The sequence below is a fragment of the Archangium minus genome (genome assembly GCF_044360475.1).
In the GTDB taxonomy this organism is placed as follows: Bacteria; Myxococcota; Myxococcia; order Myxococcales; family Myxococcaceae; genus Archangium; species Archangium minus.
Map to the genome: position 1 here is coordinate 6309492 of NZ_CP043494.1, position 25444 is coordinate 6334935.

Consider the following 25444-nt stretch of genomic DNA (forward strand, 5'->3'; position numbering starts at 1 on the left):
TACGGCGACTAACGCCTCGAGTCCTGAAGGGATTGAACATGGAAAAGACGGTCAGAAGAGGAGTGAACCGGATAGCCCTGGTCGTCACGGGGTTGGTGATGGCGTGTGAGCCGAGCAAGGACGGGGGCGCCGGTGCGAAGCTCGATACGATTCCTCGACAGGATGTTCCGGCGGAGTCGGGGCAGGGTGCACCTTCGGTGCCAGGGCAGGGTGCACCCTCGGAGCCGCTGCACGACGGCTCCTATGTGCTTTCGACGGATGGCAGCACCTATCGGGCGGGCGCCGCCATCAACGTCTCCTGGTCCGCACCTGCGACGCATTCCCTGGGAGATTGGGTGGGAATCTTCAAGGTTGGCGAGCCCGATGCCTCGTTCCTTGCCAAGAAGTACGTGCCCGCGGGGTCCTCTGGCCTGCTGACGCTCTCGGCCCCGCCGCAGAGCGGGAACTATGAACTGCGTTACCTGCCCGATACAGCCAGCACGATCGTTAGTGTCAGCAATCCGTTCACGGTCAGCGTGACCGCTGGGAACATCTTCCTGTTCAGCAATTATGAGGGGGGCACCTATACCCTGGTGGTGGACCAGAATCTGCCGAACATCCAGATTGGCATCGCATCGTACATGCCTTCTCATGTGACGCTGACCGGTCCCTATGTGGGCAACGTGAGTGTCGTCCGGGTGACGGGCTACAACAGCGCCCAATCGACGGTGCACGGAGTGCCCTCCAGTAAGGTACAATTGGTGGCCCCAGAGCCTGTCACGCACAAACAGCCTTATGCCAACAACCGCAGTCTGTCCTACTCGACTGGGCAGCGTGTCCTCTCGTGGGCAGCGGGGGGCGGTAATTCGACCACCCAGGTGGAAGAGTACTTCATGTCGAAATTCGGAGAGGTTTCCTTCCTCTCCCATATGAGTCGCTATGCGCCTTTCTCTGGGAATATTCCGCTTTCGGTCGCCCGGCTGAACTTGGTGGTCGTCCGGGATACGACCAACTTCAACGTGGCGGCCGCGGCTGGACAGCCTTCGGGTGCGGTTAACATCACCGTGGACGTGAATGCCACGGTGAGCGCTACCTCGACGCTTACGCCTGCGTTCACCACGGGAGCGCTCGCTTCGGGCTCCACCGTGCAGCTCAACAACTACGCGAGCATCTTGGGAGCGGGAGGAGCGGGAGGTTCGGGTGGCAATGGCGGTAGCGGAGGCAGGCCGCGCGCGTGTGGCCGCAACGGGCTTCCGGGCGGAACGGCCATTCATCTGACGGTGCCGGCTACCCTCAACAACCGTGGCAACGTCTGGGGAGGAGGCGGAGGAGGAGGGGGCGGCTCGGGCTGCAATCAAAACGCAGGAGGTGGAGGCGGTGCTGGCCATGTCGGAGGCACGGGGGGCGCGGGGGCCAGTCAGCTCAGCAACTCGGACGAGTTGGCGTTTTGTGGTCAGGACAACGGGGTTCGTGCTGGTGTTCCTGGTGGCGCGGGTGGCTCCGTGGGAGGAGAGGGCGGCAAGGCGGGAGATTACGCTGGAGATGGCTCCTACTCCATGGTGGGAGGAGACGGTGGTGGGTATGGGCAGCCAGGCCAGCCGGCAGGCGCCTGCGGAACGCTTTCCCCATCGTACGGGGGAGCGGCGGGGGCGGCTATCAAGCGCAATGGCAACGTGGTGAACGTGCTAGATGGAACCTACGACACCGGGGGTGGACGCATCCGCGGCCCGGTTGCGCCGTAATCTCCTGCCTTTTCAGGGGAGGTGCCGTGCCGCCGCTTTACCCGTTGCGGCACGGCATGTTCTCCAGAGCCCGTCCGCGTCCTACTGGATGGCTGTGATGTTGTTGACGCTGCCGAAGATCCAGGAGGGAGAGGGGTTGTTGTTCCGGACGACCCGGATGGAATAATAGCCGGTGGAGAGGAAGCTCAGCGGGAGGGAAACGAACCGGGAGTTGGCCGCCGAGGTGTAGGACCTCGTGGTCACGAGCATTCCCGAGGTGTTGTAGAACTCGAGCGTGATGCCGCTGTAGTTGTTGTCGTAGATGCTGGTGCCCAGGTTGAGGGTCAGGGTGCTGATCGCGGGCTGGACATAGAACCGCACCCCACCGGACAGGTACGAGGTGGCCAGGGGATCAATCCCGAACGCACGATCGTTGAGGTCGACGACGTGAGCAGTGATGGCGGTCCGGATCGCGTTCTTGAAGTTCTCGAACACCTGCGTGGTGGGCTTGCGGCGGTCGCCATCGACGAAGAACGAGTCCCGCAGATTCCTCGTCATCTCGAGCTGGACGCCGGCCAGGATGCGGTTGCGGTTGGCGATGTTCCCTTGGGCCGTGCCCTCCAAGCCTGAGCCGGGGAGCGCGATGCGCGCGTCGAATCCCGCGTTGCTCAGCTGGGTGCGGATGAGATCCCGGAGCGTGGTGTCCAGTCCTCCCATCCAGACGATGGGGTCTCCGCTGCTGTCGTTCGCCGCGCCGTGCAGGGAGATGAGGCGGGTGGACTGGGCGGCCATCTTGATGGCGGTGGGCTCGTCGAAGTTCGTCGCCGTGATGTGCAGGACGCTGTTGCCCGAGCTCTTGATGCCCTCGAACAGATAGTAGCTGTGGTTGGAACCCGCGACGGCCTTGGCCAGCTCCGAGGTTCCAGCTTCGATGCCTCCGCCGTGGATGGCGGTGATCAGCACGTTGGAGCCGGGGACGGTTTGGGTCAGGATCTGGAAGTCCTCCCCTTGCGTCTCACTGGCGGAGAGCGCGCCCCAGTCCGCGTAGGTGTCGGCGGCCAGGGCCAGAGAGGGGAGGGTGACGCATGTCACCAGCGATAGCAGGGCTGCAACGGAAGTGCTCTTCATCGTAAGGCCTCCTTTGAGGAGTACGGCATGGGCAAAATGACGAGGGGGCCCATTCATATCTGACGCTGGGTCTACTGTCAGCGTGAGCACGCTTCACAGCGCCTGATGCGCCGTCTCAGGCCAGACTGACGGGCACCTCCACCCGCTTGTCAATTCAACAAAGCGCTCATTGTGCGGGTCGCAAGAGAGAGGGTAGGAGCAGGGTCGTTCGATTCATCCGACTCGTTCCTGGCTGAGAAGCGTACGCATAAAGATAAAAGACTGTCCTGCCATCCCATGGATCCAGAACTCTTTTCAGTGGCAGGTGGAGCGCAGAGGAGCCATTTCATGCCATCTTCACATCTGGTAGCGCTGGCATTTGCTGCCACGATTACCCTTCCTTCCCTCGGTGCCGCACAAGACCCAGCGCCCCCAAAGCCTCCGCGGGGACCCGAGGGGGTTGAGTTCTACGCGTTCGACCAATCGACACTGCCACCCGAGGGTAAACCTGGCGACGTGATCTGGTGGCGTCCGCTCGCGGGCGTGGCCGCGTTGAAAGCAGCGGGAAGCAACGAGCTGGTGCTCTACCGCTCGGCCGCGACCGATGAGAAGCAAACGCCCATCACCGTCTCTGGCATCATCGCACTGCCGCCAGGCTCGCCTCCCGAGGGGGGCTGGCCCGTCATCTCCTGGGCTCACGGAACCGTGGGCGTCGGTGACAAGTGCGCGCCTTCGCGTGATGACGAAGAGTCGCTGGCGCACGGCATCAACAAGGCTCCGCACCCCCTGCTCAATGCCTACCTGCGGAAGGGCTGGGCCGTGGTGATGACCGACTACGAGGGGCTCGGAACTCCCAGGCCGCACCCCTTCCTGCTCGGGCACTCCGAGGCGCGCGGCATCCTCGATATGGTGCGCGCCGCGCACAAGCTCCATCCGGGCAAGCTATCCAAGCGCTTCGCCATCGTTGGCCACTCGCAAGGAGGACAGGCCGCGCTGTTCGCCGCAGCCGACGCGAAGGCGTGGGCGCCCGAGCTGGAGTTGCGGACGGTGATCGCCTTGGCGCCCGCCTCGGCGATCAAGCCTCTGTTCTGGCTCGGCGTGAGTGGGAAGGAGCCCTCCATGGGCTCGGCGTTCATCCCGCTGTTCCTGACGGGTGCCATCGCGGGTAACCCCAACATCAAACCGGCCGAGCTGCTCGCCTCTCCCGAAATGGTGCGACTGTTTGAAGAGGCCGAGGAAAAGTGTCGGGTGGAACTCAGCCTGTTGGATTCGTGGGGTGGAGTGATTCCCAACAAGGTGATCCGCCAGGGCGCGAACCGGGTGGCACTCGACGCTCAGCTCACGGCGATGCATCCGGGCTTTCTGAAGATCACCGCCCCCGTGCGGCTCGTGCAGGGCGCCAAGGACGAGCGGGTCCTCCCGGAACAGACGAAGGTGGTCAAACAACAGCTCATCGACCGGAAGGCCTCCGTCGAATACAAAGAATATCCAGCCACGGATCACTTCGGCGTCCTGAACGAGGACATCGCCGGATCGATCGATTGGCTGAGCAATCACCCCTGAGCTGTCCAAGGCACGTGATATGAGCCCAAAGACATCCGATTTCACGCTGTTCAAGGCGGACCGCATCTACCGGGGCGGCCCCATTCTCACGATGAACGACGCCCAACCCCAGGTGGAGGCGCTGGCGGTCCGGAGCAAGCGCATCCTCGCGGTGGGCACCTGGGAGGAGCTCCAGGGTCTCGTGGACGAGGACACGGAGGTGGTGGAGCTGGAGGGCCGCACGCTGGTGCCGGGCTTTATCGACGCGCACGGACACCTCACGGGGTGGCTGCTCTACTGGGGTACGCCGAATCTGGCGCCGCCGCCCGCGGGCCCCATCGAGCGCATCTCGCAAATCGCTGACGCGCTGAGGAATTACATCCAGGAGAAGGCCATTCCCGCCGGCACGCTCGTGCTCGCCAGCGGGTATGACGACTCGCTGCTCGAGGAGAAGCGGCATCCAACGCGCGAGGATCTGGACGCAGTCTCCACGGAGCACCCCATCTGCATCGTGCACACCTCCGCGCATCTGGCGGTGTTCAACAGCAAGATGCTGGATGCGGCGGGCTACGTGAACGAAGACTCCGCGCCGGAGGGCGGGGTCATCCAGGTGGATGAGAACGGCCGGCCTACCGGCGTGGTAGAGGAGGAGGCTGTCAACGCCTTCAGCAAGCTATTGCCCGCCGTTCCGGATGTCCCGGGCATGCTGCAGACCCTGAAGGAGCTACAGCAGAACTACGCCAGCCTGGGCATCACCACCGTGGAGGATGGCCTGGCGACGAAGTCCGGGGTCGTGCTGCTGCAACTCGCCGCAGCCCTGCGGGTGCTCTACCTGGATGTGCTCGTGTTCCCGAAGTGGACGGAGGCCGATGCCATCTACGAGCTCCCTCTGTTGCCCCAGAACTATTACGTGAACCACCTGAAGGTGGGGGGCGTGAAGGTCACCCAGGACGGCTCCCCGCAGGGGAAGACGGCGTATCTCTCGGCGCCCTACCTGAAGCCGCCAGAGAGTCTGGGCCCTGAGTACAGGGGTCAACCCATCCTCTCCCAGGACGCGCTGGACACGGAGGTGGAGAAGGCGTTCACGAAGGGCCGGCAGCTCCATTGCCACTGCAACGGCGACGCAGCGGCGGACATGCTGCTGGTCTCGCTGGAGCGGGCCAACGCGAAGCTCGGGGTGGCGGATCGGCGGCCGGTGATGGTGCATGCGCAGACGGTGCGCGAGGATCAGTTGGACCGGATGAAAGCCCTGGGCGTCATCCCCACGTTCTTCGTGGCGCACACCTTCTACTGGGGTGACTGGCACCGGGACGAGACGCTGGGACCTCAGCGAGCGGAGTGCATCTCGCCGCTGCGCTCCGCGGCGAACCGGGGCTTGCGCTACACGATTCACAACGACTCGCCGGTAGTGCCTCCGGACATCCTGCCGCTCCTGTGGAGTGCTGTGGCCCGCACCACGCGCAGCGGAGCGGTGCTGGGGCCCGAACAGCGCGTGACGCCGCTGGAGGCGCTCAAGGCGGTGACGGCCTGGGCCGCGTACCAGAACTTCGAGGAGGACCGGAAGGGCACTCTGGAGCCGGGCAAGTTGGCGGACCTGGTGGTGCTGTCTGACAACCCCTTGACGGTGCCTACCGAGACCCTGAAGAACCTGTACGTCCTGGAGACCGTCAAGAGCGGGCGCACCGTCTACCAACGCCCTCCCGATGCCTCGTCCGTGGCCGGGTCACTCCGCGCCTCCAAGACAGTGGCCGAACCGATTGTCGCCCCCCTCCCTCGGCACACCTGCTGCTGAACACACCTCCGTGGAGTCGAACATGAGCGATGGATTCATTCATGTATCGGAGGCCAATTTCGATGTAGCCGTGCTGCAGGACGATGGCCCGGTACTGGTCGATTTCTGGGCCGAATGGTGCGGCCCCTGCTCGAGGATTGCTCCGGTGCTGGATGAAATCGCCCATGAATATGCAGGCAAGCTGACCATTGCCAAGCTGAACATCGACGAGAACCAATCCATCGCGCAAAGACATGGTGTCCGGCGTATCCCGGCGCTGCTGCTGTTCAAGCGGGGAGAGGTTGTCGCGATCAAAGAGGGCGTGCCGTCCAAGTCTCAGCTGAGCGAGTTTCTTGCTGCCAACCTGTAGTTGTCTGTCACCCAAACAAAGGAGGAGTTCATGGCTGGTTCCAGATATTTCTCATTCATGCAGCGGCAGGAGCAGGAGTTCGTCTTCGAGTTGACCGATCCCGCGAAGATTCAGGAGGCGCTCGACATCCTCTCTGGAAAGGAAACCTTCAAGGTCCATGTCATGGGCAAGCTCGTGAAGAGCCGGAGACCCTACAACCCCAAGTGGGATTACCATCTCGATCCGGCGAGCATCTCGTTCTTCGCGATGGCCATCGAGGTGTGTGACGCAGACATGAGCTATGTCCAGGATCATCTGGACGAAGCCGGTGGCGCATTTCTCCCAGGCTTCTTCTGGTGCCCGTGGAACTCCAAGCTGCTGCGGGAAGTCACCCCCTCATAGTCGTAACGGGAGGTTCGCGCTGCTGAGCGTTGCAACCGTGCACGATCGCGGGCAGAAGGCGCGCGGCGGTCTCCTGGTGTCTTCGCACCAGGCCGCCGTTCGCTGGAGGCGAGATGTCCCGTACGTGGAGCATGGTCGCCGCGATGTGGCTCGCGGCGTGTAGTACCCAGGTTTCCTCTCCCCAGGAGGAGGGGAGCGCCGCGCCGAGCGCGGACGAGGTGGTTCCCAGGGATGAGTGGAGTGGAGAGCTGGAGGTCCTCGTGGTGGACTCTCCGTCACGAGGGGAGCCGCGCCTGGAGTATTTCCTCGTCCAGGGGCACGAGCGTCACCCGGTGATCTTCAGCCGGGGGGCGCCGGAGGGGCTCCACAGTGGCCTGAAGCTGAAGCTGCGTGGGCGGCAGGTGGGTGGCCAGCTCGTCGCCGTGGAGCTCGAGGTCGACACGCGGGCAGCGGCCCTTCAAGCCTCCGCCGGGACTTGTGGCGTCACCGGAGTGCAACGCAGCCTGGTCATCCTGGCGGCGTTCCCGGGCATGCCCAGGCCGACCAACACCCCGGAAGAGACGCGGGAGGTCTTTTTCTCCACCACGCGCCGTTCGCTGGCCGGCTACTGGCACGAGGTGTCCGAGGGCCGCACCACCACCACGGGCGACGTGGTGGGCTGGTACACGCTGGACCGTGCCTATTCCTGTGACGAGACCCATGCCATGCGCGAAGCGGCCCTGCGGGCGGCGAACGCGGACGTGGACTTCACCCGGTATGACCGCATCTTCATCGTCCACCCCAGACCTCAGGAAGGTTGCTTCTACTCGGGCCTGGCCACGCTGTCCTGTGGCGAGCTGTCGACGCCGGACGGCACAGTCTCAGCATCCACCGCGTGGCTCGTCGCCGGGTACATGGGCCAGCACGACAAGGCCGTGGAGTTGGTGACGCACGAGGCGGGGCACAACCTCTCGCTGAACCACGCGAACTCGCGTGACTTCGGTGCCGAGCCGCTCGGGTACCTGGGGGCCCAGGGCGTCATCACCGAGTACGGGGACCTCTTTTCCACCATGGGCACCTGGAACCTGGGTCACTACTCGGCGCAGGACAAGGCTCGCATCGGCTGGCTGGCGCCGGCCTCCGTGGCCCAGGTGGATGGCGTGAGCGGAACCTTCACGCTCGCGCCCGTGGTGTCGTCCGGCGGGCTGAAGGCCCTCAAGGTGCGCCGTGGCTCCGCGAGTGGCGGTTGGCTGTGGCTGGAATACCACCAGCCCGTGGGCCTCTACGAGGGGACACTGGCTCAGCAGGTCTTCGGCGGCGCGCTCGTGCACTACGAGGACGAAGCGACGCGGGATGGTTCGCACCTGCTCGACTTCACGCCAGAGACCTCGTCCTGGAGCGACTCGGCCCTGCTGCCGGGAAGGACCTGGGATGATCCGTACAGCAACCTCTCCGTGACGGTGCAATCCGCGACGCCCGCGGGGCTCACGGTGCAGGTCCGGTATGGCCAGAAGCCGTGTGTGCGGGCGCCTCCCGGAGTGCGGGTGACTGCCTTCTCGGACACCGCCTGGCCTGGTGGTCGGCCGGAGTTCGAGCTTGCCCTCACCAACCTGGACTCGGCGGGTTGTGGCCCGAGCACCTTCCAGCTCGGCGCCATCCTCCCGGACGGATGGAGCGCCGACCCGCTGCCCGCGCAGCTCACGGTCGCCGCGTCGAGCACGGCCTACGAGACCCTCCAGACGTATGTGCCCTATCGCATAGAGCCAGGGCTCTACACCGCGGGAGTGGCAGTCACCCGCGACGGCTACACGGTGCAGGGGACGAGCACGATGAGGATCATCGAGCGCTGCGTCCCGTCGCCTCCCACGCTCACGCTCTCGCCGAGCACGGTGAAGGCGGCCCCGGGCTCGGCGGTCACCTGGACGGTGAACGTGACCAACAACGACTCCGCTTCGTGCAATTGGGTCTGGTACGACTTCGTGTCCACCCTGCCGGAGGCCTGGGAGACGGCCTGGTCCGACTGGGGAGTGAACCTCCCGCCAGGAGGCGCCTTCTCCTTCACGATGACGAAGTCCATCCCGGCGAACGCCTCGGGGCTTCACACCGTGGATCTGCAAATCTACCAGGAGGACTCTGGCCTCGCGGCGAGCGCCAAGGCCACCGTGGAAGTGGTCAAGTAACCACTCTACTGCCCGTCCCAGTTCGAGAACGGCGCGTCGGGCGTTATCGCGATCTCGTACGGCGTGCCGTTCAGGATGTTCCCGGACGCCGTACCCGTACTCTTGTGGATCATATACGAGTAGGAGCGCCCCTCCTTCTCGATGGTGTTCTCCACGAGCTCCACGTCTTCCACGTGGTAGAGGATGATGGAGGCGTTGCGCACGGTGTTCCGACGGACCGTGACGAGCGAGTCATGCATCAGGTCGATTGAGCAGCCCTCGAGCGTGTTCTCCTCGACGAGGTTCCGCGTGGGATTCGTGCGCGGCGTCTTATGGGAGTACTCGAGGATGCCCATCTTCCCGTTCGCGGAGCCCAGCGCCATCGTGATGTGGTTGCCGCGGATGATCTGATCGGTGTTGCTCCAGTAGATGATGGGGCCGTCGATGTAGCGATTTCCATCCCCGTCCCGCATGGTGTTGCGCTCCAGGAGGACGCCGCGACCGTCGGTGTTCACGAAGTCACCACCGCGGTTGTGGTGGAACTGGTTGTTTCGGATCGTGATGTCCTGGCTCTTGTACTTCAGGCTCTCGATGTCGATTCCGAACTGCGGCGCCGTTCCGTTGATGTGGTGGATCTCGTTGTTCTCAATCAGGACTCGCATCCCACCGACGATCGAGATGCCCTGACGACGGTTGTCGAAGATCTCGCTGTTGGTTATCGAGATGTCCTTACAGGAGGAGCCCTCCTCGCCCTGCGCGACGATCAGGACGCCATCGCCAATGGCCTTGCTCAGGCGGACGCGGTCGATGGCGACGCGCTCGCTCTCGTCTTCGATGCAGATGCAGTGGCCCTCTTCTCCATTCACCTTGAAGTCATGGACGTCGCGGTCGCCGATGATCGACCCGCCGGAGACGCCCACATCGTGCGCGTTCGAGATGTCGATCACACAGTAGGCCCAGGTGTCCGTCGGGCGGAGCTGGAGCACCGTGTTGTCGTCCATCACCAGGGTCATCCGACTGGGGAGGACGATCCCACCCGTGTAGGAGTCCGAAAGCCGCTTCCCGATGGCGTAATGGCCCGTCGGGAGCTTCACGCGGCCGCAGCCCTCGCCGACGAGCGCCTGGAGGGCGGCGTTGATTCCGTCGGTCGTCTCGTCCGGGCGAGTGCCGTCGTTCGAGATGTTCCACCGCGCCAGATCGATGGTGCACTCCTTCGCCGGTATGTTCGGCGAAGCCGGCAGCGGCGGAGCGGACGGCTCGGACCCTGGACCGAGCTCAGGGTCCGAGGGGCATGCGGCGAGGAGGAGCGAGCTAGCGAGAACGATGTATGCGCGAGGTGAGAGTTTCATCCTCGCGGACGCTACAGCGCCCAGCGTGCTCAACGAATACAGATGAGCCACGGGCCAGGCGCTCTCGGACTCCCAGTGCTGTGCACCCGCGCAGCGGGCGCACTTGGGGTCAGGATCGTCCCTTCTGCCCGTGGGCTCAGGGCTGCGGCACGCGGGGCAGGCGGCTCATGCGCCGAGCGATGCGGAAGCTCATCTCCAGGGCCTGGCGGTAGTTGAGCCGCGGATCGCACAGGGTGGCGTAGTTGCGCTCCAGGTCCCGCTCGGTGATGCCGACGGCGCCGCCCACGCACTCGGTGACGTCCTCGCCGGTGAGCTCGAAGTGCACCCCACCCAGGTAGGAGCCAAGCTTCTCGTGCACGTCGAAGCTCTGCTCCACCTCGCGCAGGACTTCATCGAAGTTGCGCGTCTTGATGCCGGAGGAGGTGCTCACGGTGTTTCCGTGCATCGGATCGCACACCCACAGCACGAGCCTGCCCGCGCGGCGCATGGCCTCCACCACCGGGGGGAGTGCGTCCGCCACCCGCTGGGCGCCCATTCGGGTGATGAGGACGAGCTTCCCCGGCTCGTTGTCCGGGTTGAGCGTCTCGGCCAGGCGGACGGCGTCCTCGGGGGACACGCTGGGGCCCAGCTTCACCCCCACCGGGTTGCGGATGCCGCGGAAGAACTCCACGTGCGCACCGTCCAGGGAGCGGGTGCGCTCGCCAATCCACGGCAGGTGCGTCGTCAGGTCGTACCAGCCCTTGCGCCACGGAACCTGGCGCGTCTGGGCGGACTCGTAATGGAGGTTGAGGCCCTCGTGGCTGGTGTAGAAGTCCACGCGGGTGAGGTCCGCCACGGTGCGCTCGCCCAGGGCCTCCATGAAGCGCAGGGCCTCGCTGAGCTTGCGGGTGGTCTGCTCGTACTCCTCGCGCAGCTCGCCCGGCACGGCGGCCTGCCGGAAGAAGCTCAGGTCCCAGTACTCGGGGTGGTGCACGTCCGCGAAACCACCGTCACTCAGCGAGCGCACGAAGTTGAGCGTCATCGCCGCGTGGTGGTAGCAGGCCAGCAGCAGCTTCGGGTCCGCCCGCCGCGCCTCGGGGGTGAACTCCGGCCGGTTGACCAGGTCCCCGAAGTAGCTGGGCAGCTCCACGCCCCCGCGCACCTCAGTGGGCTTGGAGCGCGGCTTGGCGTACTGGCCAGCGATGCGCCCCACCCGGATGACGGGCCGGTGCCCCCCGTGGATGAGCACCAGCGACATCTGCAGGATGATCTTCTGCCGGTTGGTGATGATGTCCGAGCGGCAGTCGGAGAGTGACTCGGCGCAGTCTCCGCCCTGCAGCAGGAAGCGGCGGCCCTGCTGGGCCTCCGCCAGCAGCTCGCGCAGCCGCTCCACCTCCCAGGAGGTGACCAGCGGAGGCAGCCGGCTGAGCGCCGTGACGACGTCGTCCACCTCCTTCGGATCTTCGTAGCGAACGTCTTGGGTGATGGGCTTCGTCTTCCAGGAAGAGGGGGACCAGGTGCTCATACGGGGTTCAGGAATATCACACTGATGGGGAACCAGCACGAGGTCAGGCAGGCGGGTTCTCCAGCACGAGAGGGTGCATTCGGGAGGGTGGTACCCCGACCCGCCTCTGGGTCTTCGCCTCGCCAGCCTCTGCGTTGTACCACTACAGTCGCGGGGGCTGTGCCTGCTTCCAGGCACCGAGGGGACTCATGAAACGCTTCGTCGTCAGCCTTGCCCTGCTCGCTGGTTGCACCACCACCACCCGCCAGGCCGAACCGTTCACCACCCAGACCGCTGCGCCTGTGAAGGCCGAGGCGCCGCAGCAGCCCAGCTCCATCTACGTGTTCGAGGGGGTGGAGGTCTTCGGCTCGCGCAAGGTCCCCAAGGAGACGCTGCTCAAGTTGATCACCCTGCCGGCGCCGGGCACGCGGCTCGACACGAAGGATGAGGCACAGCAGAAGGAGTTCGTCGCGAAGCTCATCGAGAGCAAGAAGCGACTCACCGACACCGGGTCCTTCGCGTTCATCCGGATGACGGTGGGCCAGAACATGAACCACACCATGCGTGTGACAGTGGATCTGGTCGACATCGGGGACGAGTGGCGCATGCCCTTCAACCCTGAGCCAATGGGGGATGTCGCTGATCCAGAGGGACTGATCGCGGCCTGGTCGGACTACCTGAAGACGTTCTGGACGCTGCGGAGCCAGGGCGCGGTGCCTGAGTGGGGCATGGGCACCTGCCGTGCGCCCATGGGGTGCTACGGAGGCTTCGATCACCCCGAGCTCGCGCCCATGGAGCAGCGGTTCATCGACGGAGTGCCCCGCAGCGCCGATGCGCTGGTGCGCGTGCTGCGCGAGGACAAGGACAGCGGCAAGCGCATGAACGCGCTCATGCTCCTGACGTACCTGTCCTCACCCGAGCAGCTGGTGAAGGCCCTTCTCCCCTCGGTGCGTGACCCGTACGAGGGGGTGCGCAACGAGGCGCTGCGCCGGATCGGCTCGGCGCAGGAGCGGTCGAAGAAGCCCGGCCTCGTTCCGATCGAGCCCATCCTCGAGGCGCTCTGGTACCCGCTGGCGTCCGACCGCAACAAGGCAGGCTGGACGCTGGTGCACATCCTGGAGGTGGAGGGCACTGTCCACCGGCAGCAGATCCTCGACAAGGCCGGTGAGGTGCTGCTGGAGATGGCGAGCATGCAGTCGGAGCTCGACCGCGAGCCCGCGCGGAAGGTGCTCGCGCAGCTGGCAGGGCAAGATTTCGGTGATGACATAACGGCCTGGCGCCGCTGGGTGGAGCAGGCGCGCGGTCCGGGCTCCAAGCGCCGTTAAAACGTCACATTCTCCTGTACGCGTGTCGCGCCGGAGGGGGTATCTTTGATATCCAACTTTCGGGGCCGGATCATAGTAAGCGCGGGGAAGAACCGCGCCTGTTTCCGCGGAGCGACATCGATAATGCGTACCAAGCTGCCCTTCCTGGGCGCCCTTGTCCTGGGTGCCTTCGGTGGTGTTCTCGCCACCTCTTGCCAGACGTATGACTTCGAGCCGGTGGATCCGCTCGCGATTTCTCAGACAACGAAATCGCGGCGGGTTGTGGCGAAGGTGTCCAAGCCGAACCTGATGCTGCTGGTGGACAAGTCCGCCTCGATGACGGCCCCGGTAGACCCGTCGCTTCCGGCCTGTAAGCTGAGCGACGGTAAAGTCTGTGGCGATTCTGAGCAGCGTCCGTGCAATACAGCCGTTTGCCCCACGCGCTGGAGCGAGCTGCAGGGCGCGATGCAGGACTTCCTCAAGAGCAGTGGCTCTCTCGCGCGTTTCGGGCTCGCCACCTACCCAGCGGGTAATTCGCTTAACTCGTGCGACCCCTCGTCCAAGGTTGAAGTCGCCTTGCCTGCCGCGAGTGTCGAGGACGTGGCCTCACTCGAGAAGAACGCCGAGGATGTGAAGAATGCGATCCTCGCGATCAAGAACTCCTCGACCACGGGCGAGTTGGTGCCCAGAGGGGGTACACCCACCAGCGAGAGCCTCGCGTTCCTGGGCAAACTCAATGAGATGCAGACGGGCGATCGTTCCGATTTCGTGCTGCTGCTCACGGACGGTCTCCCCAACTGCAACAGGAACTTCCCGACCCCCGCGCCGAGTCCCGATTGCTTCTGCACCCTGTCGGCTAGCTGCAGCGCTGCCCCGCAGATCGGCTGCCTCGACGCGAATGCCTCGGTGACGGCGGTGCAGGACCTGCGCAACAAGGAGATCCAGACCATCGTCATCGGTTTCGGCGCGGACTTCGACGCCTCCAGCGAGTCGGGCAGACGGGGAGCGGAGACCCTCAACCAGATGGCCGTGGTGGGCGGTTTCAATCGCACGTGCGCGCGGGACGTGGACTGCGGCACGGGTGACACGTGTGACACGGCCGCGGGGCTCTGCAAGCGCCGCTTCTTCCAGGCGTCCAACAGGGCGGAGCTGGTCTCGGCCCTGCGAGACATCAGCAACCAGATCCTGGTTCAAGAGCCCTGTCTGTTTGCCTTCGAGGACGACTCCGAGCGTCCGGACTCGCAGGATCTGGCGGTGGTCTACGTCGACGGGGAGCGCCTCTCCCCGGGTGTGGACTGGAGCCTGACGGAGGAGGGCATCTCCTTCGCGGGCGCCACGTGCGAGCGTCTCAAGAACTCCACGGAGGCGACGCCTGTGAACGTCGAGGTGCGCACCGTTCAGCGGCGGTAGTTCCCTGGGGCGGCTTGACGCGCTGAGGGGGCGATGCGGTGCGATCGCCCCTCGGGCTGGCTTTCAAGCCGCCAGACGCGACCGCAGGTCCTCGAGCGCGACGTGCCCCTTGAATCCACCCGAGCTCGTGGCTGGACGCTCCTCTTCGATCGCGTGAGCGAAAATCACCGCGGGGTCCGCCTCCAGCCTTTGGATATGGGCGTGGATCCTCGGATAGGCCCGTGGCTCCGCCACGCCGTGGAACGTGGCCCAGCGCGCGATGCCGATGAAGTAGGCATCGGCGATCGTGCGCGTGTTGCCCACCAGCCATTCCCGTCTGGCCATCATCGCCTCAAGCTCCTTGTGCGCCTTGGCGACCTTCTCGCGGCCCATTGCCCGTAGCATCTCCTGCACGGGCGGATTCTTCTCCATATCGTAGGAGGCCCAGAGCGGGGCGAACGCCGAGAAGAAGGTCGTGTTGAGGTAGGCCAGGGTCTCATTGAGCCGGTCATGTTCAGGCGTTCCCTGGGCGAAGCCCAACCGCCGCTCCGGCACCCGGTTGGCCAGGTGCTGCAAGATCGCGGCGCTTTCAGTCAAGGCGGTGCCGTTCTCGAGCAGCAGGACCGGTGTCTGGCGAACCGGGTTGAACTGCGCGAACAGGTCCTTTGGCGTATCATGCGTGATCCGACAGAGCCGGTACGGCAAGCCGAGCCACTCCAGGGCCACGATCGAACCGAATGAACACCCCTGCGGGACTCCATAAAAGAGTACGGGTTCCATGTCTTCTCCAGATGTGGATGTCGCCGCGTCTGAAGTGTCGCGGCTGGAGTTCATATGCGTCAGTCTGGATTGATTGTGAAGTAGGCACAAAAATGTTGTGCGGTCACATTTTTCATACTCGGTGATGACGATGAAAGACACGGTCTCTGGATGCCCCATCGAAGATGTGATGCGCCTTCTGAGTGGGCGCTGGCCCACCTTGTTGATCTATTACTTGAGCAATGGACCCAAGCGGTTCAGCGAGCTGCGTCGCGACAACCCGAAGATCTCGCAACGGATGCTGACGCTCGAGCTTCGCGAGCTGGAGGCCGCCGGGATTGTGTCCCGCACGATCTACCCGGGTGTGCCCGCGCGCGTAGACTATGAGCTCACGGCGGACGGTCGCGAGTTGGTGCCCCTGCTCAACGCGCTCGGCGACTGGTGGGGGGCGCTTCGTCAGCGGCACCGGACGGCAGCGGCTCAACCTCATCAGGAAGGAGCAGGCGATGGAGCGCCTATCCCATACCGGGCTGCCCTGGCGACCCCACCCGGCACCGCAGAATAGGAGTGCTCCAGGATGATGTTGCCTGGGGGTTGTTGATGCCAGGGCTGGGTGGTTGCGCCAGCGCCCTTGGGGGGTTGTTCCATGAGACGGAAGCTGCCGCTTCAGCCGGCTGGGCTGGCGCTTGTTGCCAGCCTGCTCCTTGCGCTCCTTCTCTGGGCCTCCAACCGCTCCTGGCAAAGCCTTATCGAGGCTGAGTCCTGGGTGAAGCACACTCACGAGATTCAACTCGCGACCGAGCGTCTCCAGCGCATCCTGGTGGATGCCGAAACAGGCCAGCGTGGCTTCCTCGTCACGGGCAATGAGTCGTATCTCGCCCCCTACCACCAGGTCCTCGAGGGGTACCGGCCAGCCCTTGAGGACGTACGAAAGCTTGCCGCCTACAGCCCCGCCCAACAACAAAGAGTCGAGAGGCTAGAACCTGAGTGGGCCGAGCCAACCAGGCGCTTCATGCCGTGGGGTGCGGTGCTGCCGCCCTGGCGGAGAACGGATCCACATACGGCGCGACGGCGAGCTGCTCCCAGGTGTCGTGGAGCCCGTCTAGGTACTTGATCTGGATGCCGGAGAGGTTGGCGCCATCCAGGCAGTTCAGGTTCGCGCTGTAGAACGCTCCGCCCAGCTCCGGAATGTCCCCGTGTCCGAACACGCGGATTCCGCACACCTTGCAGAACCGCGCATGCATGGCCTCATGCCGCGAGTAGTCGCCCAGGACCTCTCCACCGGAAAGGAGACGGAAGGCGTCCGGCTTCACGTGGACGCCCCACCACGCGGTCTTGGTGCAGATGGTGCAATTGCACCGGGTCGTCCCGTTGCTGGGATCGAAGTCGATTTCGAAGCGCACGGCGCCGCACTGACAGCTGCCTTTGTACGTCCGGAGGCCCGGGGAGAGGGTGCTCTGCGCGGAAGTGGGGTTGCTCATGGCTGATGCTCCGAGGTTGTGGGCGGGGCGCCTTCAGGGCTCGCCCTTGGGATGTAGAGAAGGTAGGAAGGGTCGCGGACAGATTCGGTCCGCGATGAGAGGAGCCATCCCATGGTCCAGACGTCCGCCCGGCTGCTGAAGGTCCTGTCGTTGTTGCAGTCCCGGCGCTTCTGGGCAGGAGGGGACCTGGCGCGCGAGCTGGGGGTGACCGAGCGCAGCGTCCGCCGGGACGTGGATCGGCTCCGGAGCCTTGGCTACCCGGTGCATGCGACCGCGGGTGTGGGCGGCGGATACCAGCTGGGGGCGGGCAAGGAGCTGCCCCCTCTGCCGCTGGAGGACGAGGAGGCGGTCGCCGTGGCGGTGGGGCTGCGCGTGGCGGCGACCGGGCCGGTGAAGGGGCTGGAGGAGGCCGCGGTGAGGGCGCTCGGGAAGCTGGAGCAGGTGCTGCCGAAGAGGCTCCGGCGGAGGGTGGCCGCGCTGCAGGCCGTGAGCGTGCGGCTCGGCGACACGGGGCCCTCGGTCGATGCGGAGGCGCTGGCGGTGATCGCCCATGCGTGCCGCGACTCCGAGCTGCTTCGATTCGACTACAGCAGTCGTGAGGGCATGGCGAGCGAGCGGTGTGTCGAGCCCTACCGCCTCGTGCACACCAGCTACCGTTGGTATCTCCTCGCCTACGATCTCGAGAGGGAAGGGTGGCGGACCTTTCGCGTCGACCGCATCGGACCGAAGCCGAGAACCGGCCGCTCCTTCAAGGCCCGCCCATTACCGTCAGAGGATGTGGCCGCCTACGTCTCGCAAGCGGTCTCGACAGACGCGTACCGGTTTCGCGCCCGCGTGACGGTGCATGCCTCCTCGCGCGTGGTCTCCGAGCGGTTGTCCGGAGTGGCTGGCCGCATCGAGGAGCTGGATGCGGAGCGCTGCCTGGTCCACGCTGGCGCCGACAGCCTCGAGGCGCTCGCGTTCTACTTTGGGTGGCTGGGGTTCGAGTTCGAAGTGCACGAACCGAAAGAGCTCATCGAACACCTTCGCCGCCTGTCCGAGCGTCTCGCCCGAGCCGCACAGCGCGAGGGAACACCCTGAGAATCGTGAGGGTCACGCAATAGCCCGCCCCGTGATTCAGCGCTCGTCGAGTCGCCTCGCAGCCTCGAGAGCTGCCTGTCGGCCGGCCTCGAGCTCGGGTGCCAGGATGTCCAGGACCTGGGCTGTAATGGCCGCTCCGGCGCTCTCGGGACTTCCAGCCTGGAACGGAGGCTGCGGGTCGTACTCGATAGACAGTTGCTGCATCCGGGCGAACGTCTCTCCGCGCAGCTGAGCCGAGAGGTAGAGGCCGAAATCGAGGCCCGCGGTGACACCGCCTCCCGTGATGCGGTTGCGGTCCTGGACGATTCGCTGGGCGACGGGCCTGGCTCCGAGCAGCGGAAGCAGGTCCCTCACCGCCCAGTACGAGGCGGCCTCGTACCCGCGCAGCAGGCCGGCGGCTCCCAGCACGAGGGAGCCGGTGCAGACGCTGGTTACGTACCGGGCGCAGTGGCCCCTGTCCTCGAGGAAGTCGAGGACCTGTAGATCGTTCAGGAGGGCCCAGGTGCCCGACAAGCCACCTCCCACGAACAGGATGTCCAGGTCCTTTGGACATTCTTGGAACGTGGCGGTGGGCAGGATGGTGACTCCGGTGTCACTGACCACGGGCTCCCGGGTCTTCCATACGAGCTGGACGTCGACATTTCCGAGCGAGGCGAAGAGGAGCTGCGGGCCGATCATGTCCTGCGCGGTCATTCCCGGGTAGATGAGCATGGCGATCCGCAGCCTCGTGCCTGAGGGCGGCGGAGGCGACTCCCGGCCGCTGCCAGTTGCTCTGGGGGTAGCGGCCAGACCCTCCAGCCCTCCCGTGAGGGTCGAGGCTGCCAGGAGGGTGCCAAGGGTCTTTCCAAAGTCACGCCTGTTCATGTGCGTCCTTCTTGAGAATCCATGCGCGTGTGCATGGGTGGGTTGTTGCTGTATGGCTCGCACAAGGTACTGTTTGTGCGGATTTGCCGTCAGGACGAAGACCCCACGATTCCTGCCAGAGTCATGCGAGCACTCCGTGGGGTACGTTCGAGGGCAGGGAGGACGAGGTGAGCACACGTGCAGCGCTGGTGCGGAGTGGGAGGAAGAATGGCTCGGTCCGTCAGGTGCGACGCGTGGTCGTGCTCGCGGTGCCGCCCGTTCAGGAGCTCGATGTCGTGGGGCCCGTGGAGGTGTTCGCGGGCCTCAACCATCTCCTCGGGGGGCGCGACCCCGGCTACGAGATTGAGCTCGTGACGAGCACGCCGGAACGGACCGTCACGGGGGAGTCGGGGCTCTCGCTCCTGGCCGGGCGGAGCTTCAACGAGGTCCGCGGACCGATCGACACGCTGTTGGTGGCCGGCGGCACCGGTGTGGTGAACGTGCGCGATCCCTTGCTTCTTCGTTGGTTGTGTGAGCGGGCTTCCCAGGTGCGGCGCCTGGGCTCCATCTGCACCGGCGCCTTCCTGCTGGCCGAAGCCGGGCTCCTCGATGGGCGGCGCGCCACCACGCATTGGGGATGGGCTCGCGAGATGGCCAGGCGCTACCCCCGGGTGTCCGTCGATCCCAACCCCATCTGGATTCAGGACGGCCGCATCTACACCTCAGCGGGGGTCACCACCGGGATGGACCTCGCCCTGGGGATGGTGGAGGAGGACTTCGGAAGCGCCGCTGCGCTCCAGGTCGCACGGGGTCTGGTGCTGTTCCTGCGCAGGCCCGGCGGGCAAGCCCAGTTCAGTGTCGCCCTGTCCGCGCAGTCCTCCGAGCGCAAGGCGCTCCACGAGCTTCAGGTTTGGATGGCCGAGAACCCTGGCGAGCAGATGTCCGTCGAATCCCTGGCCGCGCGAGTGGCGATGAGCCCTCGCAACTTCGCCCGCGTGTTTCTCCAGGAGTTGGGAAAGACCCCGGCCCGCTACGTCCAGCACTTGCGCGTCGAAGCGGCGCGGCGCCAGCTCGAACGGACAGACAAGGGGGTCGAAGAGATCGCCAGCGCCTGCGGCTTCGGCAGTGCCGAGGTAATGCGGCGCGCCTTCTTGCGTGGACTCGGTGTCACTCCAGCGCGCTACCGGGAGCACTTTCGTTGATGCTAGAGCGGACCTCTGGAAAGACGACGGCCCGGAGGGGCTCTGCAGGAAGCAGGAGCACACCCGGGCCGTCTGGTGTCCACTGGGGGGTGGACGTCTGGACTAAGCGCCAGCGGCATGAGAAGCGTGAGAAGCAATCGGATGGACAGTCGCATCGCAGAAGCCCTTGGCTGACTGCATCGGCCTGGGAGTCCCGAGCACGAGGGGCCTCACATCGAGTGCGTTATCTGGAAGAAAACTCCTCGATGGCCGCCCCTACGTCTTCGAGGCGAGAGACCACCTTCACGGCTCCCGCGCGCACCAAGGCATCGGCATGACCGGGCCAGCTGTGCCCGCCTCCCGTGAAACCAATCACCCGCATGCCGGCCGCGACTCCTCCCTCGACACCATGTGAAGAATCCTCGATGACGAGCGTGTCTTGCGGATGGGCCCCGAACACCCGCGCCGCGTGCAAGAAGACGTCGGGGGAGGGCTTCGAGCGTCCCACCTCGGGGGCCGAGAAGATGTGGGGATGGAAGCGCTCCCAGAGGCCCGCCGCGCTCATGCTGATCTTCAGTCGCCGGGTGCTCGAGTTCGAGCAGACGCAGCGTGGGCCCGTGAGTCGATCGAGCAGCGCGTGCACGCCCTCGATCGGCTTCACGCTCTCCAGTCTGCGGTCGATTTCGATGTTCGAACGCTCACGGTAGTCCGCTGGCAGAGGGCGCCCGAGCTGCTGGGTGACCAGGGTCCTGAGCTGTGCGTCGGTCAGCCCGGTGAAGCGGGTGATGACCTCCTCCCGGGAGATGACGAGCCCCAGTCCGGTCAGCAGCTCGGCGTGTACGCCCGCCGCCAGGACTTCTGAATCGATCAGCACGCCGTCACAATCGAAGATGGTGAGCATGGCCCTCCCTATCGCAAACCAGGGGCGGTTGGGAGGCGTCGGTGTGTCTTGCGCGGAGGCTGGTCCCACGCAGGCTCCTTCCCAAAGCGGGCCGCGAGGAAGTCGACGAAGCTGCGGATCTTGGCCGAGAGATGACGGCCTTGAGGATACACCGCGTGGATGGCGACCTCCGCTGGCTCGTAGCCGGGCATGAGGCGTACCAGACGGCCGGCAGCGAGATCCTCCCCCACGATGAAGGTTGGCGCGAGGGTGAGCCCCAGCCCTCGGAGCGCGACGACGCGGAGCAGCTCGCCGTTGGTCGCCGTCAGTCGCCCACGGATGCGCACGGACTCCTCTTTTCCCTTGGGCCCCACGAACCGCCACTCCCCGGGTGTCGAGCGATACGTGTACTCGAAGCACTGGTGACGGGTGAGGTCGGACGGAGACGACGGAGCGCCGAACCGCTCGACATAGGCCGGAGCAGCGCAGAGCACGGAGCGGCTCGGCGCGAGGCGTCGCGCGATGAGGCTCGAGTCGGCGAGCGTGCCGATGCGGATTGCTACATCGAAGCCCTCCTCGAGGAGGTCGACCCTGCGGTCATTGAGGGTGATGTCGATGGCCATCTCCGGATGGGTCGCGAGATAGTCGGCGATCGCCGGTGCGAGGTGCCGCATGCCGAACGTGATGGGCGCGTTGACCCGAAGGAGCCCTCGCGGCGTTGCCTGCAAGGCGTCAGCGGCGGAGCGCGCCTCTTCCACCTCCTCGAGGATTCGGACGCAACGCGCATGGAAGCCCGCGCCGACCTCCGTCAGCGCGAGCCGCCGCGTCGTGCGGTTGAGCAGCCGGGCGCCCAGCCAGTCCTCGAGCGCGCGGAGGTGATGGCTCACCCCTGCCGGGGACATCCCGAGCTCGCGGCCGGCTTTCGAGAGGCTGCCGCTCGCGACCACCCGGGTGAACACCGCCATGCTCTGGAATCGGTCCATGGTCCCTCTCATCTTTTCATGGCACTTGAAGGTCCTTCGCCATTCGAGGTGATTATCAACCGCCTCGATGAAGTGCATCTAGTTGTCCATCACTCACGGGGTGACGCGCCGGTATCGGCGGCCACTCCGCACGGATGGAGGCAAGAGATGAATCGACTTTCGGGGCGTGTTGCACTGGTGACGGGCGCATCGCGGGGCATTGGCCGAGCCATCGCGGAACGCCTGGCGCGTGACGGTGCGTCCGTTGCGGTCAATTACGCGGGAAGCCGGGACAAGGCCGAGGCTGTCGTTGCCTCGATTGTAGCGGCGGGGGGGAAGGCCACCGCCATCCAGGCCGATGTCTCCCGCCACGAGGACGTGAAGCGGCTCTTCGATGAGACCGAGCGCCGCATGGGTCGTCCGAGCATCGTCGTGGCCAATGCCGGCACCTTCTTCGCCAGGCCCTTCGCCGAGATGACCGAGGCCGACTTCGACGTCGGCTTCTCGGTCAATGCACGCGGCTCTTTTCTCACCTTCATTGAGGCCGCCAGACGCGTGCCGGAGGGCGGCCGTGTTATCGGGTTCTCAACATGTCTGACACTCCAGGGGCTGCCAGCGCTTGGTCTCTACCAGGCCGGGAAGGCGGCCGTGGAGCAGTTCGTCAAGACGCTCGCCAAGGAGCTTGGGCCTCGGAGAATCACCGTGAACGCCGTGGCGCCAGGCCCCACGGATACCGAGATGCTGGGACCCGCCCGTCGTAAGAGTGCGCCCGGTGACACGCCGCTGGGACGGATTGGACGGCCGGAGGAAATTGCGGATGTCGTGGCGTTTCTCGTCTCGGACGAGGCGGGCTGGGTCACGGGTCAGGTCCTCGGTGCCAACGGCGGCATCACTTGATAGGCTCGGGGGTCTCGAACTTCCCAAGGACCACCCCTCCATGGCCGTTCAGGACTTCTCCAAGGCGGAGCCCACCTCCCGCGGTCTTCACCGGCACCTCTATGTCCAGGTGCTCGCGGCCATCGCCTTGGGCGCACTGCTCGGCCACTTCTACCCGGAGCTCGGCGCGTCCCTGAAGCCCCTGGGCGACGGCTTCATCAAGCTTGTGAAGATGGTGATCGCTCCCGTCATCTTCCTCACGGTGGTGACGGGCATCGCGGGGTCCACGGACCTGAACAAGGTGGGCCGTGTGGCCGCCAAGGCCTTCGCTTACTTCCTCACCTTCTCCTCGCTGGCGCTGGTGGTGGGCATGCTCATCGCCAACGTGGTGCGGCCAGGGGAGGGGATGAACATCGACCCGAGCACCCTGTCCTCGGCGGGCGAGGTGAGCGCCTATGCCGCCAAGGCGCATGACCAGTCGCTGGTGAAGTTCCTGCTCAACATCATCCCCACGACGGTGGTGAGCGCCTTCTCCGAGGGAGACATCCTCCAGGTGCTGTTCGTCTCCGTGCTGTTCGGCATCGCCCTGGCCGCGGTGGGGGAGAAGGCCCAGCCGGTGCTGGCGCTGCTCCACTCGCTGAGCCACGCCTTCTTCCGGCTGGTGAGCATCCTCATGAAGGCCGCGCCCATCGGCGCCTTCGGCGCGTTCGCCTTCACCATTGGCAAGTACGGGCTTGGCGCGGTGGTGAACCTGGCGGCGCTCGTGCTCACCTTCTACCTGACCTCGGCCGTCTTCGTGCTCGTGGTGCTGGGGCTGGTGGCCCGCTACAACGGCTTCTCCATTCTGCGGCTCATCCGCTACCTCAAGGCGGAGCTGCTGCTCGTGCTGGGCACCAGCTCGTCCGAGGCCGCCTTGCCCAGCCTGCTGGAGAAGATGGAGCGGGCGGGCTGCCCCAAGCAGATCGTCGGCCTGGTGGTGCCCACCGGCTACTCCTTCAACCTGGATGGCACCAACATCTACATGACGCTGGCGGCGCTCTTCATCGCCCAGGCGACCAATACCCATTTGACCCTCGGCCAGCAGGTGCTGCTGCTGCTGGTGGCCATGGTGAGCTCCAAGGGCGCCGCGGGGGTGACGGGCGCGGGCTTCATCACCTTGGCCGCAACCCTGTCGGTGGTGCCCTCTGTGCCCATCGCTGGCATGGCGCTGATCCTGGGCATCGATCGCTTCATGTCCGAGTGCCGGGCGCTGACCAACTTCATTGGCAATGCCGTGGCGACTGTCGTGGTGTCGCGGTGGGAAGGCGGGCTGGACCGCAAGACCTTCGACGAGGTGATGCTCAACCCCTCCCAGCCCGTGCCCGAGTATTCTCCGAGCACGGCCTCGGGCGAGTAGCTCATCCCTGCTTGGTCTTGCCCCAGGTGTCCTTCGCTTTCGGGTTCGACGTCTTCGCAGGGCGCGCGCGAGCCCGGGCCTCGCGAATTCGCTCGCCAAACGACTTCGTCTCGAGCGCATCGATTGCGTCCGCGAGGCACTGTGACAGAGGAAAGGGCAGCTCCGCGTCCAGGCTGTCCGCTGCCGCGCGGGTGGCCGCCCAGCAGGCCTCCAGCCCGGGCAGCAAGTCACGTCCCCGCCGCGTCAGACAGACGAGGCGCTGTCGTCCATCCTCCCCCGGCTCGACCGAGACCAGCCCTTCCTTCTTCATCAGCGCGACCGTCTGCGTCGCTGCCGGTTGGGTGATGCCCGCCGCCGCGGCAATCTGGCCGATCGATGCGCTGTCGTGTTGCTGCAGCACGCGCATGACCGGCGTGTACCGCGGCCGATAGTCCAGCCCGGCGTCTTCGTATGCCTGGGCCACCGCTCCGTCGAGCAGCTCGAGTAGATGCCTTAGCTGGGTTCCCAGTCCTCGCCTCATGGCCTGTACATATCACCCCTTATATAAGCTATGAAGTAAGGCGCCGGGACCCCCACCCAGTGGCTCAGGACTTCAGGAAGGCGAGCAGGTCGGCGTTGAACTGATCCTTGTGCGTGCTGGTGAGGCCGTGCGGCGCACCGGGATAGACCTTCAGCGTGGAGCCCTTGACGATCTTGGACGAGAGCTGGGCCGAGGCACCAATCGGCACGATCTGGTCGTCGTCACCGTGGATGATCAGCGTCGGCACGTCGAACTTCTTGAGATCCTGGGTGAGATCCGTCTCCGAGAACGCCTTGATGCAGTCGAGGGCGCCCTTGAACCCGGCCTGCATCCCCGCGAGCCAGAACGCGTCTCGCATACCCTGAGAGACCTTGGCGCCCGGCCGGTTGGCACCAAAGAAGGGCCCGGTGAGGTCCTTGAAGAACTGCGAGCGATCGGCGAGGACATTGGCTCGGATGCCGTCGAAGACTTCGATCGGCTGGCCACCGGGGTTGGCCGCCGTCTTCAGCATCAGCGGCGCCACCGCGCCCACCAGCACGGCCTTGGCCACACGCTTCGTGCCATGGCGACCGATGTAGCGGGCGACCTCGCCGCCACCTGTGGAGAAGCCGACCAGCACGACATTCTTCAGATCGAGGGTCTCGATCAACGCCGCGAGATCGTCGGCGTAGGTGTCCATGTCGTTGCCACTCCAGGTCTGGCTCGAGCGGCCATGGCTCCGACGGTCATGGGCGATGCAGCGATAGCCGTTGGCTGCCAGGAAGAGCATCTGGTCCTCCCAGCTATCGGCGTTGAGCGGCCAGCCGTGGCTGAAAACCACCGGCTGCCCTGTCCCCCAGTCCTTGTAATAGATCTGCGTGCCGTCCTTCGTCGTGATCGTGCTCATCGTCTGGGCTCCATGATTTTGGGGGGCATTGGGACGCAGGAAGGAG

The 25444-nt window shown here is 65.4% G+C and carries 24 protein-coding genes; 14 read left to right on the forward strand and 10 right to left on the reverse strand.

Annotation, left to right across the window (positions count from 1 at the left end; all coding sequences use genetic code 11):
• Positions 1-38 precede the first annotated feature (38 nt).
• The gene (locus F0U60_RS25580; RefSeq protein WP_395824415.1) at positions 39-1721 is read left to right on the forward strand and encodes a hypothetical protein; all 1683 of its coding nucleotides are present in this window, start codon (positions 39-41) and stop codon (positions 1719-1721) included.
• A gap of 81 nt (positions 1722-1802) precedes the next feature.
• On the opposite strand, the gene F0U60_RS25585 is transcribed toward F0U60_RS25580, so the two are convergent.
• Positions 1803-2828: a poly-gamma-glutamate hydrolase family protein gene (locus tag F0U60_RS25585; protein ID WP_395824418.1), complete on the reverse strand. Its 1026-nt coding sequence runs from the start codon at positions 2826-2828 to the stop codon at positions 1803-1805.
• A 495-nt stretch (positions 2829-3323) separates the two neighbouring features.
• Here F0U60_RS25585 and F0U60_RS25590 point away from each other — a divergent pair, with 495 nt between their 5' ends.
• The 5 genes from F0U60_RS25590 (at position 3324) to F0U60_RS25610 (ending at position 9030) form a co-directional block, all read left to right on the forward strand.
• The gene (locus tag F0U60_RS25590; RefSeq protein WP_395824421.1) at positions 3324-4370 is read left to right on the forward strand and encodes an alpha/beta hydrolase family protein; all 1047 of its coding nucleotides are present in this window, start codon (positions 3324-3326) and stop codon (positions 4368-4370) included.
• Positions 4371-4389: 19 nt separating this feature from the next.
• Complete coding sequence (locus tag F0U60_RS25595; RefSeq protein ID WP_395824424.1) at positions 4390-6141, forward strand: amidohydrolase; 1752 nt, start codon at positions 4390-4392, stop codon at positions 6139-6141.
• 22 nt (positions 6142-6163) lie between these two features.
• Complete coding sequence (gene trxA, locus F0U60_RS25600; protein WP_395824427.1) at positions 6164-6490, forward strand: thioredoxin TrxA; 327 nt, start codon at positions 6164-6166, stop codon at positions 6488-6490.
• A gap of 30 nt (positions 6491-6520) precedes the next feature.
• Positions 6521-6871, forward strand: a complete 351-nt coding sequence (locus F0U60_RS25605; protein WP_395824430.1) for a calmodulin — start codon at positions 6521-6523, stop codon at positions 6869-6871.
• A gap of 113 nt (positions 6872-6984) precedes the next feature.
• On the forward strand, positions 6985-9030 hold the full coding sequence (locus F0U60_RS25610; protein WP_395824433.1) for a hypothetical protein: 2046 nt from the start codon (positions 6985-6987) through the stop codon (positions 9028-9030).
• Between the two features lie 5 nt (positions 9031-9035).
• Here F0U60_RS25610 and F0U60_RS25615 read toward each other — a convergent pair whose 3' ends face one another.
• Both F0U60_RS25615 and F0U60_RS25620 read right to left on the reverse strand, forming a co-directional pair.
• The gene (locus tag F0U60_RS25615) at positions 9036-10358 is read right to left on the reverse strand and encodes a right-handed parallel beta-helix repeat-containing protein (RefSeq protein WP_395824436.1); all 1323 of its coding nucleotides are present in this window, start codon (positions 10356-10358) and stop codon (positions 9036-9038) included.
• Between the two features lie 136 nt (positions 10359-10494).
• Positions 10495-11862: a class II 3-deoxy-7-phosphoheptulonate synthase gene (locus F0U60_RS25620; RefSeq protein WP_395824439.1), complete on the reverse strand. Its 1368-nt coding sequence runs from the start codon at positions 11860-11862 to the stop codon at positions 10495-10497.
• 188 nt (positions 11863-12050) lie between these two features.
• On the opposite strand from F0U60_RS25620, the gene F0U60_RS25625 reads away from it, so the two are divergent.
• Together F0U60_RS25625 and cglB are read left to right on the forward strand one after the other, a co-directional pair.
• Positions 12051-13166: a HEAT repeat domain-containing protein gene (locus tag F0U60_RS25625; protein WP_395824442.1), complete on the forward strand. Its 1116-nt coding sequence runs from the start codon at positions 12051-12053 to the stop codon at positions 13164-13166.
• A gap of 123 nt (positions 13167-13289) precedes the next feature.
• Positions 13290-14555, forward strand: coding sequence for an adventurous gliding motility lipoprotein CglB (gene cglB, locus F0U60_RS25630; RefSeq protein ID WP_395824446.1), 1266 nt, complete (start codon positions 13290-13292; stop codon positions 14553-14555).
• Between the two features lie 63 nt (positions 14556-14618).
• Here cglB and F0U60_RS25635 read toward each other — a convergent pair whose 3' ends face one another.
• Positions 14619-15314, reverse strand: a complete 696-nt coding sequence (locus F0U60_RS25635) for a glutathione S-transferase family protein (protein ID WP_395824449.1) — start codon at positions 15312-15314, stop codon at positions 14619-14621.
• Positions 15315-15444: 130 nt separating this feature from the next.
• Between F0U60_RS25635 and F0U60_RS25640 the strand changes: the two genes are divergently transcribed.
• The gene (locus tag F0U60_RS25640) at positions 15445-15858 is read left to right on the forward strand and encodes a winged helix-turn-helix transcriptional regulator (protein ID WP_395824451.1); all 414 of its coding nucleotides are present in this window, start codon (positions 15445-15447) and stop codon (positions 15856-15858) included.
• 81 nt (positions 15859-15939) lie between these two features.
• The gene (locus F0U60_RS25645; protein WP_395824454.1) at positions 15940-16407 is read left to right on the forward strand and encodes a CHASE3 domain-containing protein; all 468 of its coding nucleotides are present in this window, start codon (positions 15940-15942) and stop codon (positions 16405-16407) included.
• Here the strand turns inward: F0U60_RS25645 and F0U60_RS25650 are convergent.
• Entirely contained in the window at positions 16304-16774 is a 471-nt protein-coding gene (locus F0U60_RS25650; RefSeq protein ID WP_395824457.1) for a GFA family protein, read from the reverse strand. The two genes, F0U60_RS25645 and F0U60_RS25650, sit on opposite strands and share 104 nt — an antisense overlap.
• Before the next feature lie 111 nt (positions 16775-16885).
• On the opposite strand from F0U60_RS25650, the gene F0U60_RS25655 reads away from it, so the two are divergent.
• Positions 16886-17854 carry a helix-turn-helix transcriptional regulator gene (locus F0U60_RS25655; protein WP_395824460.1) on the forward strand — a complete coding sequence of 323 codons (969 nt, stop codon included), beginning with the start codon at positions 16886-16888 and terminating at the stop codon, positions 17852-17854.
• Positions 17855-17890: 36 nt separating this feature from the next.
• Here F0U60_RS25655 and F0U60_RS25660 read toward each other — a convergent pair whose 3' ends face one another.
• Positions 17891-18718 carry a DJ-1/PfpI family protein gene (locus tag F0U60_RS25660; protein ID WP_395824462.1) on the reverse strand — a complete coding sequence of 276 codons (828 nt, stop codon included), beginning with the start codon at positions 18716-18718 and terminating at the stop codon, positions 17891-17893.
• Between the two features lie 167 nt (positions 18719-18885).
• Here F0U60_RS25660 and F0U60_RS25665 point away from each other — a divergent pair, with 167 nt between their 5' ends.
• Positions 18886-19899 (forward strand): GlxA family transcriptional regulator, encoded by a 1014-nt coding sequence (locus tag F0U60_RS25665; protein WP_395824465.1) that lies wholly within the window; start codon positions 18886-18888, stop codon positions 19897-19899.
• Positions 19900-20122: 223 nt separating this feature from the next.
• Here F0U60_RS25665 and F0U60_RS25670 read toward each other — a convergent pair whose 3' ends face one another.
• Both F0U60_RS25670 and F0U60_RS25675 read right to left on the reverse strand, forming a co-directional pair.
• Positions 20123-20779 carry an HAD family hydrolase gene (locus tag F0U60_RS25670; RefSeq protein ID WP_395824468.1) on the reverse strand — a complete coding sequence of 219 codons (657 nt, stop codon included), beginning with the start codon at positions 20777-20779 and terminating at the stop codon, positions 20123-20125.
• 8 nt (positions 20780-20787) lie between these two features.
• Entirely contained in the window at positions 20788-21741 is a 954-nt protein-coding gene (locus tag F0U60_RS25675; protein WP_395824472.1) for a LysR family transcriptional regulator, read from the reverse strand.
• 147 nt (positions 21742-21888) lie between these two features.
• On the opposite strand from F0U60_RS25675, the gene F0U60_RS25680 reads away from it, so the two are divergent.
• The gene (locus F0U60_RS25680) at positions 21889-22617 is read left to right on the forward strand and encodes an SDR family oxidoreductase (protein ID WP_395824475.1); all 729 of its coding nucleotides are present in this window, start codon (positions 21889-21891) and stop codon (positions 22615-22617) included.
• A 40-nt stretch (positions 22618-22657) separates the two neighbouring features.
• Positions 22658-23992, forward strand: coding sequence for a dicarboxylate/amino acid:cation symporter (locus tag F0U60_RS25685; protein ID WP_395824478.1), 1335 nt, complete (start codon positions 22658-22660; stop codon positions 23990-23992).
• A 1-nt stretch (position 23993) separates the two neighbouring features.
• On the opposite strand, the gene F0U60_RS25690 is transcribed toward F0U60_RS25685, so the two are convergent.
• Together F0U60_RS25690 and F0U60_RS25695 are read right to left on the reverse strand one after the other, a co-directional pair.
• On the reverse strand, positions 23994-24512 hold the full coding sequence (locus F0U60_RS25690) for a MarR family winged helix-turn-helix transcriptional regulator (RefSeq protein ID WP_395824481.1): 519 nt from the start codon (positions 24510-24512) through the stop codon (positions 23994-23996).
• Between the two features lie 64 nt (positions 24513-24576).
• Positions 24577-25398, reverse strand: a complete 822-nt coding sequence (locus tag F0U60_RS25695) for an alpha/beta fold hydrolase (protein ID WP_395824484.1) — start codon at positions 25396-25398, stop codon at positions 24577-24579.
• Positions 25399-25444: the final 46 nt, after the last annotated feature.

What these genes read in the sequence shown, in the direction of transcription:
- F0U60_RS25605 (WP_395824430.1), top strand. Translation starts at nt 6,521, where the DNA reads ATGGCTGGTTCCAGATATTTCTCATTCATGCAGCGGCAGGAGCAGGAG.
- F0U60_RS25635 (WP_395824449.1), bottom strand. Translation starts at nt 15,314, where the DNA reads ATGGAACCCGTACTCTTTTATGGAGTCCCGCAGGGGTGTTCATTCGGT.
- F0U60_RS25645 (WP_395824454.1), top strand. Translation starts at nt 15,940, where the DNA reads ATGAGACGGAAGCTGCCGCTTCAGCCGGCTGGGCTGGCGCTTGTTGCC.
- F0U60_RS25620 (WP_395824439.1), bottom strand. Translation starts at nt 11,862, where the DNA reads ATGAGCACCTGGTCCCCCTCTTCCTGGAAGACGAAGCCCATCACCCAA.
- F0U60_RS25595 (WP_395824424.1), top strand. Translation starts at nt 4,390, where the DNA reads ATGAGCCCAAAGACATCCGATTTCACGCTGTTCAAGGCGGACCGCATC.
- F0U60_RS25585 (WP_395824418.1), bottom strand. Translation starts at nt 2,828, where the DNA reads ATGAAGAGCACTTCCGTTGCAGCCCTGCTATCGCTGGTGACATGCGTC.
- trxA (WP_395824427.1), top strand. Translation starts at nt 6,164, where the DNA reads ATGAGCGATGGATTCATTCATGTATCGGAGGCCAATTTCGATGTAGCC.
- F0U60_RS25655 (WP_395824460.1), top strand. Translation starts at nt 16,886, where the DNA reads ATGGTCCAGACGTCCGCCCGGCTGCTGAAGGTCCTGTCGTTGTTGCAG.
- F0U60_RS25580 (WP_395824415.1), top strand. Translation starts at nt 39, where the DNA reads ATGGAAAAGACGGTCAGAAGAGGAGTGAACCGGATAGCCCTGGTCGTC.
- F0U60_RS25610 (WP_395824433.1), top strand. Translation starts at nt 6,985, where the DNA reads ATGTCCCGTACGTGGAGCATGGTCGCCGCGATGTGGCTCGCGGCGTGT.
- F0U60_RS25670 (WP_395824468.1), bottom strand. Translation starts at nt 20,779, where the DNA reads ATGCTCACCATCTTCGATTGTGACGGCGTGCTGATCGATTCAGAAGTC.
- F0U60_RS25675 (WP_395824472.1), bottom strand. Translation starts at nt 21,741, where the DNA reads ATGGACCGATTCCAGAGCATGGCGGTGTTCACCCGGGTGGTCGCGAGC.
- F0U60_RS25660 (WP_395824462.1), bottom strand. Translation starts at nt 18,718, where the DNA reads ATGAACAGGCGTGACTTTGGAAAGACCCTTGGCACCCTCCTGGCAGCC.
- F0U60_RS25695 (WP_395824484.1), bottom strand. Translation starts at nt 25,398, where the DNA reads ATGAGCACGATCACGACGAAGGACGGCACGCAGATCTATTACAAGGAC.
- F0U60_RS25680 (WP_395824475.1), top strand. Translation starts at nt 21,889, where the DNA reads ATGAATCGACTTTCGGGGCGTGTTGCACTGGTGACGGGCGCATCGCGG.
- F0U60_RS25615 (WP_395824436.1), bottom strand. Translation starts at nt 10,358, where the DNA reads ATGAAACTCTCACCTCGCGCATACATCGTTCTCGCTAGCTCGCTCCTC.
- cglB (WP_395824446.1), top strand. Translation starts at nt 13,290, where the DNA reads ATGCGTACCAAGCTGCCCTTCCTGGGCGCCCTTGTCCTGGGTGCCTTC.
- F0U60_RS25685 (WP_395824478.1), top strand. Translation starts at nt 22,658, where the DNA reads ATGGCCGTTCAGGACTTCTCCAAGGCGGAGCCCACCTCCCGCGGTCTT.
- F0U60_RS25625 (WP_395824442.1), top strand. Translation starts at nt 12,051, where the DNA reads ATGAAACGCTTCGTCGTCAGCCTTGCCCTGCTCGCTGGTTGCACCACC.
- F0U60_RS25690 (WP_395824481.1), bottom strand. Translation starts at nt 24,512, where the DNA reads ATGAGGCGAGGACTGGGAACCCAGCTAAGGCATCTACTCGAGCTGCTC.
- F0U60_RS25640 (WP_395824451.1), top strand. Translation starts at nt 15,445, where the DNA reads ATGAAAGACACGGTCTCTGGATGCCCCATCGAAGATGTGATGCGCCTT.
- F0U60_RS25650 (WP_395824457.1), bottom strand. Translation starts at nt 16,774, where the DNA reads ATGAGCAACCCCACTTCCGCGCAGAGCACCCTCTCCCCGGGCCTCCGG.